The sequence below is a fragment of the Enterococcus sp. DIV1067f genome (assembly GCF_050543505.1).
GTDB lineage: Bacteria > Bacillota > Bacilli > Lactobacillales > Enterococcaceae > Enterococcus_D > Enterococcus_D entomosocium.
Genome location: NZ_CP172940.1, coordinates 2,906,854 through 2,921,354 on the forward strand (window position 1 = coordinate 2,906,854; position 14,501 = coordinate 2,921,354).

A 14,501-nucleotide genomic window follows, 5' to 3' on the forward strand; every position below is an offset into this window, starting at 1 on the left:
GCCAAAATGAACCTTTGTTGTTTTACCGATTCCGCAACGCTATGCCTGATTTACAGCACCGTATGTTCTTGCTTAATGCCGTTTGCTTTATCGAAGCTTCTTGGAATAACGATCAAGCCCAAGAAAAATGATTCACGACTAGCCAGTCTCTGACTTCCGTCAGATCAGAAAAAGTTTTCACCTGTGCAGCTACTTCTTGCTCAAGTTTTGGCTGTTTAAGCAAAGGATATTTCCCATTTTTCTTGACTGGCAAAATACTCAAATCATCCGCAATCAGAAAAGCTGGGATCTTGGCTTGTTTTGCGGCTCTTATGCCGGCTAGAGAATCTTCTAATACCAAGGCTGCTTCAGGCTTTACGCCTAATTGTTGGCATGCTGTCAGAAAGATTTCTGGATCAGGTTTGCCCTTTCGCACTTGATCCCCAGAAACCACCGTATCAAACCAATCTGGCATCTGTTCCATTTCAAAATACGCCTTGATTTTTTCTTTCGACGAAGAGGACGCCACGGCTATCAAGCAATCTTGTTTTTTTAATGCTTCCAATAGTTCAAGAAGGCCGGGCTTTTTGAACACCCGTTTTTCTTCAGCTAAAATCACTTCTTTCTGACGATTCATCGCTTCTCGCCACCGATCCGTTGGTACCGTACTGCCATAAAGTTCCTGCATCCCTTTACGAATATCTGCTTCCGTTCTGCCAGTCAGGTAATAATAAACATCTTGGCAAACTTCAAAATCATACTCCTCCGCGGCTCTTAAATAGGCGCGGTAAGCTAACCGACCTGTTTCAAACATCAAACCGTCCATATCAAAAATCACCAGTTTTATCTTCTCCATCCTATGGCCTCCTTTGCTTTTCTGCGAATAAAAAAGCAATGGTACCAAAATCCTTTGGCACCCATTGCTTCATCTTGTTTATTTACAGCTGACTGCTCAACTTAGCAATGATTTTACATGCGCCAAATGGCTGTCAGCCTTTTCCCGCCCTTCTTTTACTAGCGCTTCTGACAGAATGAAGGAGCCGCCAACCGCTAATACTTGCGGATCAGATAAATAGTCTTGAACATTTTCGAGAGTGATTCCGCCAGTTGGGACAAATCGAATATCATAAAACGGACCACTGAGGGCTTTGATTGCCGGCAAGCCCCCGTAGATATCCGCAGGGAAAAATTTCACAACTGATAAGCCATAATCCATTGCCCGTTGAATGTCATTTGGCGTAGCTGTCCCTGGAAACACTGGAATGTTTTCGGCAAGACAAAATTCCACCACATCAGGTACAAGAGCAGGGGAAACAATAAAGCGCGCCCCTTTCTCAACCGCTGCTTTCGCTTGTTCTAAGGTGCGGACCGTGCCTGCGCCTACGATCAATTTGCCCGATTGAGAGAGTTTTTCAATCGCTTCTAAAGCAAGGTCACTGCGGAAGGTCACTTCAATAAAATACAGTTCATGCTCAATCAGCAGTGATTCTACTACTGGCAAATAGGTAAGGTCTGTTGCAGTGTAAAGAGGCAACACCCTTGTTTTTGCCAATTGTTCATAGAGTGTCATACGCTCTCTCCTCCCTTCGTTCCCCTCGATTGCATTTGCTCTTTCAAGACGGCTTCATGAAGCCCTTGAAGATAACTGATACCAATCGCGCGATCATACAGACCATAGCCTGGCATCGCCACTTCCCCCCAGATCGTCCGCCCGTGATCAGGACGGATGACACCATCAAAACCGACCTCAACCAAGGCTTTCATAATGGCATACATATCTAACGATCCTTCAGTGGAAAGATGGGCAGATTCTTTAAATTTGCGTTCCCCCATAAACAACACATTGCGAAAATGAACAAAGTTGATGCGGCCTTTTAAGCCATGAACGATCTCCACCATGTCGTTTTCTGGATCGGCACCTAACGAACCGGTGCACAACGTTACCCCATTATAAGGCGAATCCACGATGGCCATGATTTTTTTCAAGTCCTCTAAATTTTTGGTGATCCGTGGCAAACCAAAAATTTCCCAAGGTGGATCGTCCGGATGGATCGCCATTTTCACATCTACTTCTTCACACACAGGAATGATCCGCTTTAAGAAATAGCTTAAGTTATCAAAGAGGATCTCTTGAGTGACCCCTTCATAAGTTGCCATCAAACGCTGGAACTTTTTCAGTCGTTCTTCTTCCCAGCCTGGCAATTTAAAGCCTTTTGATTGGCTATGGATCAGCGTATACATCTCACTAGGTTCCATATCATCCACAACGGCTTGATCATAGAGCAAAGAGAAGCTGCCATCCTCGTTTTGATAAAATAGATTTGTTTTGGCCCAGCCGAAGATCGGTTTGAAGCTATAGCAGATCATATGTACATCACAAGCTGCTAAATTCCGAATTGTTTGAATATATTGATCGATGTAGTGATCCCGTTCCTCTGTTCCGGCTTTGATCGCATCGTGGATCGCCACACTCTCAATCCCTAATAGTGAAAGATGCTCTTTTTCAATTGATGCTTTTAGTGCGTTGATTTCGGAAATCTCCCAGACATCTCCAGGCATTTTATTTAGAAGTGTTCCTACAATGCCGTGCATTCCTGGAATTTGTCGAATATTCGTTAACGGGATCGTATCCCCTTCCCCGTACCATCGAAACCCCCATTGCATTTGCTGTCATCCTTTCGTTTTTAAAAATCATCGTCCTCATCAGTTTCTTCGCTACTATCACCTGCTGAAGAATTGTGCCAAAGCGCTACACTGTTTTCTCCTTGCTGGATCACTGCTGCCACCGCCTGTTCAATCGGTGTCGCCAAAAATTGGTGATTGATTGCTTCTAATACCATCGGTAGATTCACTCCGCCGATCACATACGTCTTTTCCTGAAGTGGTTCATCTAATTGATTGATCGTAACAACCGACTGATTGTAGGGACTGGCACTCAATAGATCAGCAAACACCAAGACACCGTCCCCTTGATCTGTTTCATGAATCGCTTCATGGATTTTGTTTCCCAGAAGTTGAATATCCTCTCCGTGGTTCAAATTAACGACCGCAATATTTTCGACACTGCCCATGATCACCTCTGCAGCATCTTTAAAACCAGTACTCAGCTGTCCGTGAGTTGCCAATACGATTCCTAACAAATGTTATTCCTCCTTTTTCGCTTCCTAACCAAATAACGCAAGAACTTTTTGCATATTCCTCAGATTCAGCTCTTTTTGCTTTAATTGTTTTCTAGGCAGCACATACGTCTGATCCTGCTGCTTTTCTGCACAAAACAGATAGTTGATGCTGCCCATTGCTTCACTACTGTGTTCGATCGCCAACTGCTGCAGTTGCCCTTCATTGAATTGCTTGCCGATAGCTCGAATCGGAGCATCGGCACCAATAGAATCTAAATAATAAATCTTCGCATTCGGCCTTACTGAATCACGTAACACTTCCAACCCGCGTTCTCCGTAACTTCCGTCATCAAGAAATGCGAAGGCCGTCGCTGTTTGACTGTTTTGACTGATCAAGGACAGCAGCGCTAAGATAGAGGAGGTATTGCGGGTTAGATTTTGCTGAAATCCTGCCCCGCGGCTTACGCGATTTAATAGCAGAAAATAAATACCGACCCCTGAAGCAAAAAGCGCTGTTTGCCAAGACAATAAGGGAAATCTCCCTGAGGCAAAGTGGATATAAAGCCAAGTCCCCAACAACCCTAAAAGAATCATCACTGCTGAAGCAGTCAGAATAAATTGATTTGTTTTACGGCCTTGCTCCTGCCGATCAAAAAAATGGTAATCGCCGAAATGCTCTGGCGGTGTATCATAATATGTGCAGATGATCCGTTTTGCTTTGGTCAGATCACCAACATACAAATTGCGTGAGGCGTTTTTTTTCGTGTGATCATACTCGATCACCTGAAGGTCTTTGCGAAATGGAATGATATCCGCGATGAGTGCCTTCAAAAATCTTTGTTTGCTTTTATCCGTTGATCGCGACCGATAGACATACCGATAACGAAAAAGCCAATCACGAAATGCTTCTGTTTGATTCATGGCAGATTCTCCTATTCACAAATTACTGACACTGGAGGACCTCTTTTCCTTGCGAGATCCCCCAGCTTCCCTCACAATATTCCTTAGATATAAATGAATTAGTATGCTACTTATAACTTGAACTGTTTCAAAACATCCTTCAGTGTTGATTTCGGTGCAGAAGGCGTTGCCTGAAAATAGATTGATTCCACACCATATTCTTCATTCATTTCTTTGAGTTTTTGCGCATCAGCTTGATTTAAATAAACAGATTTTGTTACCAAGAGATCCTTCTCGGGATCTTTTTGGGCAATACCGCCTATGTTCAATTCTTTCATCGGCACGCCGTGTTTGACTAAGTCGTACATCACGCTGACGGTTTTGGCGATCAAGATACAGTTGTAATCTTTGAAGTTGTATTCATCCCAGTAAAATTTGGCTTTTTCTGGTGTAACGACGATCGTTTTTTGCCCTGTTCGGCTACCGGCATTTTTGTATAGTTCCCGCATGAACTTATCCTTAGCTACTACTTCATCCACTACAAAGATCGAATTGACTCCGCTTTTTTGCGACAAGGTCATCATGACCTGCCCATGGATCAATCGCTCGTCTACTCGTGCTAAATTTACTACACCCATTTTTGACACTCCTTTTCTTATAAAATACCGACACCGGCTAAAATAATCAGAATCAAAGTCAGCCATAGCAATGCTTGCGTGACTTTTAATCCTTTCTTTGTATAGAACCAGTAGACGCCCATTACAACTGCTAACGGCAAGATCCCTGGTACAATCTGATCAAGGATATCTTGGATAATAAATTCTCGTCCAGAAATATCAAACTGCAGCGAAGAACTGACTTTGACATAGTTTCCAGCCAGAACCCCCATCATAAACAAACCGAGAACCGACAGTGTTTCAATGGCAGTTTGAACACCTGTACTCTGCATCAAGCCAGTTGCGTTGCGTCCCATTGAGAACGCTTGGCGGGCAAAAAACATTCCTAGAGAAACTTGATACAGTGCAAAGCAAATGAACGGAAACAACGCACCTAGCGGACTTCCTTGCTGTGCCCAAGGGACGGCAATCGCAATAAAGATATATTGAACGGTTCCTGAGTCGATGGCATCCCCGATTCCTGCTAAAGCACCCATCAAACCAGCTTTCGTGTTGTACATTAGATCATCCTGCATCAAGATCTCTTTTTTCTCATGCTCTTCCTCGGCCCGCTGTTGTTCCATTGATGACATCAGCCCAGTAATAACACCGCCACCCCAACTTAGCTGGGTATTGAAAAACAACAGTTGGCGTTTGTAGGCAGCTTTCAGTGCCTCATCGTCTTTGTAAAGTTTGCGCAAAATCGGCATCATGGCGTATAAAAGCGATGGTGATAAATACCGTTCAAACGAATGCGGGATCTCATTGGCGAAATGCCATCTTAGGTATGCTTTTGTGACATCTTTCTTCGTGATTTCTTCCGGTGCGCCTTGCGCTTTTTGAATTATTTCGGTCATTACTGCTCCTCCTTATCGATTAGAACCCGTCATCATAGTCATCGTCATCATCAAAGGATGGTGATGCTGTATTCGTTTCTGGGGCTGGGGCCAATTTTCCTTTTTGTGACTGAACAAAAATCAACGCGATCAAAATACCAAAAATCGCATAGGTGACCATGGTAATTTCTAGCGAACTGAAAACTACACTCATGAAATAGGCCAAGAAGAAAAAGACCATATAATCTTTTCGACCGATCACATAGACGGTAGTTGCAATCCCGATCGCTGCCAATCCGCCGCCGACTACTTCTAAAATATGGATAACGACTGTCCCCTCAAGAGCATTGATGACATCAGCAATCAGTGGAGCGCCTAAATAAAGTGCAATAAATACCAGCGGAACAAATAAAATAAATGAAGCCAGCGTTGGGTATAAAATAATTGAACGAGTCATTGCTTTGTCATTAAGATCTTCCACTGCTTTATCCGTATATTTTCCTAAGAAGGTATTGATAAAGAAACGGAACTGATACAAATAACTCCCTAGCAAACCAACAGGTACGGCAACAGCAATCGCTGCTTCTGGTTGCAGATTTCCTAGCAAAGCTACCGGTACGGCAATCGCCGCTGCAATCGAAGGTTCCGCCGGCATGGATCCGCCGGGAGAAAATACCCCCATGTAAATCATTTGTAAAGCGGCAGTGACGATCATGGCTTGAGGCACATTTCCCATCACCAGTCCGACAACTAATCCCGTCATCAACGGTGAAAAACGTAAAGTCAGTGTGGCGCCTCCGCCGAGCCAACGAGACATGACTGCTGCAACCCATAGCGCAATCAGTAAACTTTGTGTAACACTTAATGTATCCATTTTTCCTCCTCCTAAACTTCTTTCAAATAGTTTTCTAAATCAAGAACAGCTTCTTTCAAGCGTTCTTTGGTGATTAAGACTGGAATCAAGTGTACTTTTTCTTTTGAATCTATGAACTGCACCAACTGATCAATGACTTGTGCATCTTCAGGAAAAATACCCATTTGATGTAAACTCATTGGTAAGTGCAATTCTTGATAAAAGGGGATCAACTGATCGATGACCGTCCATTTTTCTTCAAGCGCTAATTGATAAAACATCCCATAGGCAACCTTTTCCCCGTGAAGAAAACGATGACTCTCAGGCAGATATTTACTGATGGCATCATGCATCGCATGCGCCGCTGCATTGCGGGCATATTTATCGCCTAGCCCGCCTACCATTCCAGCAACTGCAATAACGATCTCCGACAAATGACAAAAGGCGTCTGTCACTTCCTGCCGCTTCATATCTTCAATCGCTTGTTTCGATTGTGTCAAAATAGCTGTTTCGCATAATTTTGCTGTATAGCCTGCCAGTTGCAAGAAAGGCTCATTTTTCAAATGTGGTTGGGCTAAGATTGCTTCCGATTCAATCCACTTTGCCAACGTATCTGCTAAACCGGCGATAAAGTAGGAGACTGGTGCATCGATCACTAACGTCGGATCGGTAATCAAAAAAGCAGCCTGTCTTAAATAGTGTTCCGACTTCCCTTCAGATTCTCCCGACTCTTTATACATGACAGACAAGGGTGTCCATGGTGCACAATTACTGGCCAATGTTGGGATCAGTCCAAAGGGTCGATTGACTACATGTGCTGCATATCCCACTAAGTCGGCTAACTTCCCGCCACCAACCCCCAGAATAAAATCGATCGCCAGTTCTTCAACAAGATCAGCAATCAGTCCAGCGCCATAATAGCTACATTCTCCTGTGTAGCGATGATAAAAAATTTCCAAATGCCCATCTTCTAAAAAGGGTAATTTTGGTTTCGCTTTTTCCCATGAAACCGTTCCATGTACGAGCAGCAGTCGTTTTACTTTGTACTCTTTTAATACTTCCGGCACATAGTCGATCGCGCCTTCATGGTAACGATAAACTTGCGGTCCAACCTTTACTTTTAAATCCGTTAGCACGAGCTTCACTCTCCTTTATACAGCCAAAAACCGACTTTCCGCTTGAACAGCACGGTCTGGCAGCAGTCCCTTAACGATTCGTTCAATATCCGTTACACATTTGTTTCCCATCTCTTCTAAGCATTCCATAGTATAAGCTGATGTATGCGGTGTCATAACTATATTTTCAAAAGCTAAATACGGATGATCTTTATGACCAGGCTCTTCCTCTAAGACATCGGTGGCAAGACCAGCGATTTTCCCACTTTTTAATCCGCTTACAATTGCCTCTTCATTCAAAAGTGCGCCACGGGCACTATTGGAGAGATACACTTGATCTTTCATTTTTGAAATTTCTTCAAAGGAAATCATATGATAATTTTCCTCCGTCAAGTTAGCACATAGACAAATAATATCTGATTTTGCTAGCAGCTCGTCTAGCTCGACTTTTTTTCCGCCATAGCTTTGAATATGCAAAGCGGACTTATATGGATCGTATGCCAAAATCTCGCAGCGGAAACCATTTCTCAATATTTCTACTACACAACTTCCAGTATTGCCGACACCAATCACGCCTACTGTCTTGTTAAATAGTGCGCGTCCGACAAAGTTCGCTCGTTTTTCCCATTGATCTTCGCGGACTTTTGTATTCGATTCAACTGTACAGCGCAGAAGCGCCAATAGATTGGTCACATTATTTTCTGCTACTGCATCACGCTCGACCAAAGCTGGAATGATCGAAACAATCGTTTGGTGGTCCTTCGCTGCTTCTAAATCAATATTGTTATAGCCGATCCCGTGGCGTGTGATCAGTAGCAATTCATCTTTGTACTCAAAAAATTCTTTGGTAAAAAATGGGGTAACACTTGCTATAATGATGTTGTATCCCTTAAGCTTTTCTGCCAATTCTTTCCCGTTGATTTCGCTATCGAACGTGAAAGGACTGACAGTTCCGATTGCTTTCAACCGCTCGATATGTTGCGGAAAGATTTTTCCAAAGCTGCTGGAATTCACTATAGCGATCTTAAACTGTTCCATATTCTTCCTCCTTACTCTTTTGCAACAATCTCATGACCACCAAAACCATTCCTTAGCGCAGAGACGACTTTTGCTGAGAAACTGTCTTCTTCTTGGGACAAATTTCTCATAAACAAACTCATAGCGATCGTCGGTACAGCAACATTCATCTCCAAAGCCGTTTCCACTGTCCACCTAGCTTCACCAGAATCTGCAACAACCCCGCGATATTCCTCCAACTTAGGGCTCTCATTAAATTGGGCCGCTGCGATTTCCATCAGCCAGCTGCGAATAACCGATCCATGATTCCATACCTCCGCGACGGAAGCCAAATCAAAGTTATAGGCACTTTGTTCAATCAATTGAAAGCCTTCACCGATCGCTTGCATCATTCCATATTCGATACCGTTATGGACCATCTTTAGAAAATGACCGCTTCCTGATTCCCCTGCGTAAAGGTAGCCTCCTAAAACAGCCACATCTGCAAACAAAGATTCCACCTCTAAAAAAGCGATCTCATTCCCGCCAATCATCAAACATGCATCTTTTCTAGCTCCGGAAACCCCACCAGAAGTCCCACAATCAAAGTAATGCACCTCTTTTTCTTTAAACCAGGCTGCTCGGCGAATCGAATCTTTGTAATTAGAATTTCCGCCTTCAATCACGATATCTTTCGCTGATACAAGGGTCCATAGTTCTTCAAGAACCCCCTCAGTCACCGTTCCCGCAGGAAGCATCAACCATAAAATCCGTCGGCCGCTAAAGGAATTCGTCAAATCAGCTAGCGTTTGATAGAGTGTGATTCCAGCTTCTTGCGCTGTTTTCTGCGCATGTACCGAAAGATCCAGCCCTTTTACTTGATAACCTTGATCTTTTAAATTGAGGGCTAAGTTCAATCCCATTTTTCCAAGTCCGATAATTCCTACCTCCATGATAGCGCCTCCATTTCATACTTCCATTATACAAAAAAATATTTTTTTGTAAACAATAAAAATAAAAATAATTTTTATTTGCTTTTTTTCTTTAAAAGAGGTAACGTAACAATACAAAGATGATAATGTTCATATAAAGGAGGTAACCGTCTTTGACTGTTTCGATTCGACTGCAAATAAAAACGCTTTATAAAGACTTAAGTCTCAAAGAACAAGCGATTGCCGACTACATTTTGGAAAATCCTAGTAAAGTCAGCCACAGTTCAATCAGTGATTTATCCAATGAATTAGGCATCGCTGATTCGACCTTTTTTCAATTCACAAAAAAACTCGGTTACAACGGATTTAAAGACTTCAAAATGGCAATGCTGATGCAGGAAAATGATTTTTCTGCCATTTCGATCCATGAAAATATCCAGAAGTCTGATAATGAATTGACTATGGCTCAAAAAGTATTTGATTCCAATATGACCACACTGACTGATACCAAAAATCTTTTAAAAGAAGAAGATTTAAAGATTGCTGCTGCAATGATCAATAAATCTAAACGACTTTTTTTCTTCGGCGTTGGTGGTTCAGAAATCGTGGCAACCGATGCCTATCACAAATTTTTGCGCTCGCCGATCACTGTTTTCCACAGCAGTGATTATCACATCCAACTGATGGAGGCTTCATTGTTGACGCCAGATGATTGCGGCATTTTTATCTCTCATACTGGAAAATCAAGAGAAACCATTGAACTAGCTCAAGTTGCCAAAAACAATGGTGCCAAAATTATCGTCATTACTAGCCATGCTGCTTCTCCTTTAGCCAAACTCGGCGACGTGGTTTTCATCTCTATTTCCGAAGAAACTGAGTTTCGCTCAGAGGCATTGGCATCCAGAATCGCTCAACTGAGCATCATGGATTCCCTCTATGTCATCTTAATGTTTATTAATCGAGACAAAGCACAACAATCGATTGCCAAAATTCGGCGCTCCATTTCAAAAATCAAAGAACCCTGAGAAGGGAAGAAAAAAACTTAACATTTTTCTGTGTTTCGCTAAATCTTTTGTGAATCACGGTTGATATGCAAAAAAACTTGTGTGTTTTTTCCTGTCCTCTTCTTTGGTTTCTTAACAACTTTTTCAGTTCTGAAATTCAACTGCGGTGAGCCTGCCAAAAATCTTGTCCCTTACTCTTGCTGATATTCGCAAAAAAACCACATCACAAAGCTATCCGCTCTGTAATGTGGTTTTTTAAGACTATTTTTTGGGGTAAATCAATAACGACTAGACACAATCTCTGCTCCAAAGGGCATCAACGCTAAGCGCGCCATTTTCAATGATTGCGCCGCAAATGGAATGCCGATGATCGTGATGGCTAGAAGGACTGCGCTAGCTAAATGTCCTAAAGCCAGTGGTATACCAGAAAAAATCAACCATAAAATATTGAGAATCACGGACACGCCACCGCCACGGTAAACGATGTCTTTCCCAAATGGTGCTAATGACAAAGTCGCAAACTTAAAACATTGCAGACCAATGGGAATGCCGATGATGGTAATACACCATAAACACCCAGCCAAAAACCATGAGATCGCACCGATCAAGCCGCCAAAGACAAACCAAATCACGTTGCCTAAAAAATTCATCTGATTGCCCTCCTTCTTTTTTAATAAAGACTGCTCCTGTTTTAGCAAAGAAAGCAGAGGACATCGTTAGCACTCAGATGTGCACTAGCGTCCCTGCTCCTTCCCCTGCGCTCTTCTCTTTTTTCTTAATACAAGCGAAATACGTTATTTTGTAAAATGCTTATTGTCCAGAATCAACCGTTGATTCGCTGCTGTTATTTGATTCATTTGAGTCATTGCCGAAGACACCGGTGATCGAAGACCAGATGCCGCTAAAGAAGCTCTTGATATTTTCCCAAAGGCCCTTAGAGGTTTCTTCGATTTGCTTGCGAGCTTCTGACAGATCCAATTCTTTGATGAAGTCATCGAAGATATTGTTGTCTCGCATGTCGCTCATTAAAGAGGTCAATTCAGAAATTTGATTTTCCGTAACGATTCCTTCCAGTCCGTTGTCCTTCAAGGCTTTTTCTACTGTCTCTTGAATATCTGCTTGAGTCAATTCCGTACCATCTGCGGTTTGAGCAGCCAAATCGGTTTTCGCTTGTTCTTGCGCAGCATTCAAAGCTTCATCGGAATAGCCTTCTTTGTCTTTGTTCTCTTCGGTGATCGTAGAAAGCACATCCATCTCATCTTGAGCTACAGCTACTCGATTCTGATTGATGACGCCGCCTGATTCTTCAACGATTTTGTATACCCCAGCTAAAGCTCCGGAACCGTCGATCGGTACGGCAGAAGCGACCGTTAGCTTCGCATCAGTGATTCCTGCCGTCAGCGCTGAATTTTGGTACTGGGCTGCAGTGATGCGGGTAATGTTATCTGGTGTCGCGATATCGACAGTGATTCCTGCCCCGCTTTCTAAAGTCTGCATTCTGACCGAGCTATAGACCGCCCAATCTGCAGTAAAGCCGCCATCGGGAATGTATTTCATCAAGTCATTACCGTTTGTCGTATAAATCGGTGTTTCGCCTTGGATGCCTAAGCGCTCAAGTGTGTAGTCTTCTTGTGCTTTCGTCAAGGCATTTCCGATCGCCACAGCATTGACTTGCAAACGATCTGAACTGCTGTCAGAGGTACTTGTTTGACTGTCGGTAGTGGCTGTCGTTGCGGTAGAACTGCTTGTTGCAGTGGAACTGCTCGTCGTTGAACTGGTTTCGTCAGCAAAAACTTGTGGTGCTGCTAATAAAACTTGGCTAGATACCAAGAGAGTCGCTAAAATCATCGCTGGTTTTCGAGTCTGTTTTTTCATCACTATATCCTCCAAGTGTTGATCTCTTTTTCAGGGATTTTCCCCTCTTACTGCTGTTATTGTACTATAGGTTTTCTTGCAAAGCCTACGTCTAGGGTCTGAAATGAAGAAAAACTTAGAACTCTGCTGCTATTTAAAAAAGGCGCAATTTGGTATTATCCTTGGTACAGTAATACTTTAGGCGCTTTTCTTTTCATCAACTGTTTTTTTAGCAAACCCAACAGCATAGGATTTTAAACGGCTGCCCACTTTCCTCAAGCCGAGAAAGGCTCCCGTTAAAACTATCGTATAAAAGAACAACGGAAACCCTCCTAGTGAAAAAAAGACTTTCCCGGATTCCAGAAACAGCGGGTGACTCAGAAAGATCAATCGACTAGCCTCAGCTGCTTGTTTTGCTTGCCAAGTCCGCTTTTGTGGTTGCTGCTTGATCAGCCAAGCAAGGAAAAAAAGAGTCGTCGGCACAAAGAACAGCATGAAATTCTTATCGTCCCCCTGATTGAGATACACCAGTCGACCTTCAATGCCTAATAAGCAAAGAGAGACCGCGAATTTTCTGCCAAGATGCTTCGTGAAAAAAGGACGTTTCTGGTGTTCACCTAAACAAAACCCGCACAGCAAAAAAAGAAACCCATAAAAAAGACCGTTTCTCGTTGTAAAAAATAGGGTCCGATAATTTTGATAAAATACCAATAAAGGTCCACTTAAATAACTGCTGTACGTTTCAAGACAGCCAATCAAATACAAACTGATCGCCAGTAAAAACTGCCACCGATAGCCAAGAAAACGGGTTTTCCTTACTAACCACATGCCAAAGAGCAACGCTGGAAAATACCAAAGATGGTACCAGACCCCTACTGTTAAAAAGCCAGCAGCCAAACCGATGACCCGTAATGGATCGGCAAGATTTTGCTGTCCTAAATAAAACCAACCTAAGGGAAGATACACGATCGACCAACGCAAATAAAGCTTGAGTTGTCGTTTGCACCATTGCTGCCATGAACAGGTGCTCTTTTGAAAAAAATAGCCATTCAGCAGCAGAAAAAAAGGAACCGCCAAACGACATAAGAGACTCTTTAACAAAAAATGAAGCCCGTTGTTTTCTGCCAGTCGACCACAGTGAACGAGAATCACCAGTAAGGAAGCGAAGAATTGGGTATAGCCAATTGGAACCATAAGGTGTTTTGTCTTCATTCGATCGTTTCTCCTTTCTCCGTCAAATTTGATCAAACATACTTCACTCTACTGGACCTTTCTTTTTCTGACCAGCACTGAAAGCTTCCAGAATAGAAAGACAGTGCAACAAGTAGAAACATTGATAAATAAAGGATGTTACCCTTTGTTGCATCGTTAATTTCATAGATCCTCGTTCGCATAGAAAAGAGTTTGCTATAATATATAAGAAGAATGATGGAGGCAAAACAGACACATGGATATTGGGAAAATTATTAAAGAAGAACGCACCAAACGAAATCTCACGCAAGAACAATTGGCGCAGGAATTTTTTGTCACTCGGCAACTGATTTCAAAATGGGAAAACGGCAAGAGCTATCCTGATCTAGACCAAGTAGTCAAACTGAGCAACTATTTTGAATTGACCTTGGACTATTTATTAAAAGAAGACAAACAGATGGTCCAAGAACTCAATCTGACCACCCACCGAAAACGAATTGGCCTCGTATTGATCGCCCTTTTGACTGTTCTCAGTATTAGCTTAAGTACGATTTTGCTGGCAGGATTTTGGATCGATCCAGTCTTTTTCACAAAAGAAGACCTAACGATCACTTCTATTAAAAAGTACCACTTGCCTGCCACTGAGATAACGAATCAGGAAACCGGACAAGTGATTCAGCTGCCTGAAGATACGGAATACTTGATCACTTATACGATCGACCGGCCAATGGTAAAAACGGGCCGTCTATCGGGTTATAAAGAATACAGCAGCGAAAATGCCAGCCAATTAATGGTTTCGGGTTATCACGGTTTTCATTTTGGCACGCAAACAAGCAAAATCGTCATTCGCAGCAATCGCGAAGACAATTTAGCTGCACCAGAATTAAATGCAAACAAGGATCTTTATCTTCGTAATATGAATAAAGCGCGCGCCTATCAAAAATCTGCAGCAGGTGACGCATTTTCTATCGAAGACGAAGGCGATCTCCTCTTTACTGCAGAAGAACTGGAACAATTACCCTTTGAACAAGGACAACTGCCAGAGTAAACAAAAACCACCGAATCG

The 14,501-nt window shown here is 42.7% G+C and carries 16 protein-coding genes; 2 read left to right on the forward strand and 14 right to left on the reverse strand.

What is annotated here, in order from left to right; translation table 11 throughout:
* Positions 1 to 112: 112 nt before the first annotated feature.
* The 11 genes from IGJ42_RS13350 to gnd form a co-directional block, all read right to left on the reverse strand.
* Positions 113 to 835, reverse strand: coding sequence for an HAD family hydrolase (locus IGJ42_RS13350; protein WP_087664630.1), 723 nt, complete (start codon positions 833 to 835; stop codon positions 113 to 115).
* 96 nt (positions 836 to 931) lie between these two features.
* Complete coding sequence (locus IGJ42_RS13355; protein ID WP_430615741.1) at positions 932 to 1,549, reverse strand: bifunctional 4-hydroxy-2-oxoglutarate aldolase/2-dehydro-3-deoxy-phosphogluconate aldolase; 618 nt, start codon at positions 1,547 to 1,549, stop codon at positions 932 to 934.
* Positions 1,546 to 2,643, reverse strand: a complete 1,098-nt coding sequence (gene uxuA, locus IGJ42_RS13360) for a mannonate dehydratase (protein WP_005234052.1) — start codon at positions 2,641 to 2,643, stop codon at positions 1,546 to 1,548. Before uxuA ends, IGJ42_RS13355 begins: the two co-directional genes overlap by 4 nt.
* A 20-nt stretch (positions 2,644 to 2,663) precedes the next feature.
* Positions 2,664 to 3,119: a PTS sugar transporter subunit IIA gene (locus IGJ42_RS13365; protein ID WP_016621658.1), complete on the reverse strand. Its 456-nt coding sequence runs from the start codon at positions 3,117 to 3,119 to the stop codon at positions 2,664 to 2,666.
* Between the two features lie 24 nt (positions 3,120 to 3,143).
* Entirely contained in the window at positions 3,144 to 4,019 is an 876-nt protein-coding gene (locus tag IGJ42_RS13370) for a hypothetical protein (protein ID WP_016621659.1), read from the reverse strand.
* Positions 4,020 to 4,129: 110 nt separating this feature from the next.
* On the reverse strand, positions 4,130 to 4,636 hold the full coding sequence (locus IGJ42_RS13375; protein ID WP_005234049.1) for a PTS system mannose/fructose/N-acetylgalactosamine-transporter subunit IIB: 507 nt from the start codon (positions 4,634 to 4,636) through the stop codon (positions 4,130 to 4,132).
* 17 nt (positions 4,637 to 4,653) lie between these two features.
* Positions 4,654 to 5,511 carry a PTS system mannose/fructose/sorbose family transporter subunit IID gene (locus IGJ42_RS13380; RefSeq protein ID WP_008380577.1) on the reverse strand — a complete coding sequence of 286 codons (858 nt, stop codon included), beginning with the start codon at positions 5,509 to 5,511 and terminating at the stop codon, positions 4,654 to 4,656.
* A gap of 19 nt (positions 5,512 to 5,530) precedes the next feature.
* Entirely contained in the window at positions 5,531 to 6,364 is an 834-nt protein-coding gene (locus IGJ42_RS13385) for a PTS mannose/fructose/sorbose/N-acetylgalactosamine transporter subunit IIC (RefSeq protein WP_008380575.1), read from the reverse strand.
* Between the two features lie 11 nt (positions 6,365 to 6,375).
* Positions 6,376 to 7,479: an iron-containing alcohol dehydrogenase family protein gene (locus tag IGJ42_RS13390; protein WP_008380572.1), complete on the reverse strand. Its 1,104-nt coding sequence runs from the start codon at positions 7,477 to 7,479 to the stop codon at positions 6,376 to 6,378.
* A 15-nt stretch (positions 7,480 to 7,494) separates the two neighbouring features.
* Positions 7,495 to 8,496, reverse strand: coding sequence for a D-isomer specific 2-hydroxyacid dehydrogenase family protein (locus IGJ42_RS13395; RefSeq protein ID WP_008380570.1), 1,002 nt, complete (start codon positions 8,494 to 8,496; stop codon positions 7,495 to 7,497).
* An 11-nt stretch (positions 8,497 to 8,507) separates the two neighbouring features.
* Complete coding sequence (gene gnd / locus IGJ42_RS13400) at positions 8,508 to 9,407, reverse strand: phosphogluconate dehydrogenase (NAD(+)-dependent, decarboxylating) (protein ID WP_430615742.1); 900 nt, start codon at positions 9,405 to 9,407, stop codon at positions 8,508 to 8,510.
* Positions 9,408 to 9,559: 152 nt separating this feature from the next.
* On the opposite strand from gnd, the gene IGJ42_RS13405 reads away from it, so the two are divergent.
* Positions 9,560 to 10,411: a MurR/RpiR family transcriptional regulator gene (locus IGJ42_RS13405; RefSeq protein WP_008380566.1), complete on the forward strand. Its 852-nt coding sequence runs from the start codon at positions 9,560 to 9,562 to the stop codon at positions 10,409 to 10,411.
* A gap of 257 nt (positions 10,412 to 10,668) precedes the next feature.
* On the opposite strand, the gene IGJ42_RS13410 is transcribed toward IGJ42_RS13405, so the two are convergent.
* The 3 genes from IGJ42_RS13410 to IGJ42_RS13420 form a co-directional block, all read right to left on the reverse strand.
* Positions 10,669 to 11,040: a YccF domain-containing protein gene (locus IGJ42_RS13410; RefSeq protein ID WP_008380564.1), complete on the reverse strand. Its 372-nt coding sequence runs from the start codon at positions 11,038 to 11,040 to the stop codon at positions 10,669 to 10,671.
* A gap of 160 nt (positions 11,041 to 11,200) precedes the next feature.
* Positions 11,201 to 12,265 carry a DUF1002 domain-containing protein gene (locus IGJ42_RS13415; protein ID WP_430615743.1) on the reverse strand — a complete coding sequence of 355 codons (1,065 nt, stop codon included), beginning with the start codon at positions 12,263 to 12,265 and terminating at the stop codon, positions 11,201 to 11,203.
* A 177-nt stretch (positions 12,266 to 12,442) separates the two neighbouring features.
* The gene (locus tag IGJ42_RS13420; protein WP_144330909.1) at positions 12,443 to 13,456 is read right to left on the reverse strand and encodes an acyltransferase family protein; all 1,014 of its coding nucleotides are present in this window, start codon (positions 13,454 to 13,456) and stop codon (positions 12,443 to 12,445) included.
* Between the two features lie 235 nt (positions 13,457 to 13,691).
* On the opposite strand from IGJ42_RS13420, the gene IGJ42_RS13425 reads away from it, so the two are divergent.
* A complete protein-coding gene (locus tag IGJ42_RS13425; RefSeq protein ID WP_008380558.1) occupies positions 13,692 to 14,483 on the forward strand; it encodes a helix-turn-helix domain-containing protein in 792 nt (263 codons plus the stop codon).
* Positions 14,484 to 14,501 lie beyond the last annotated feature (18 nt).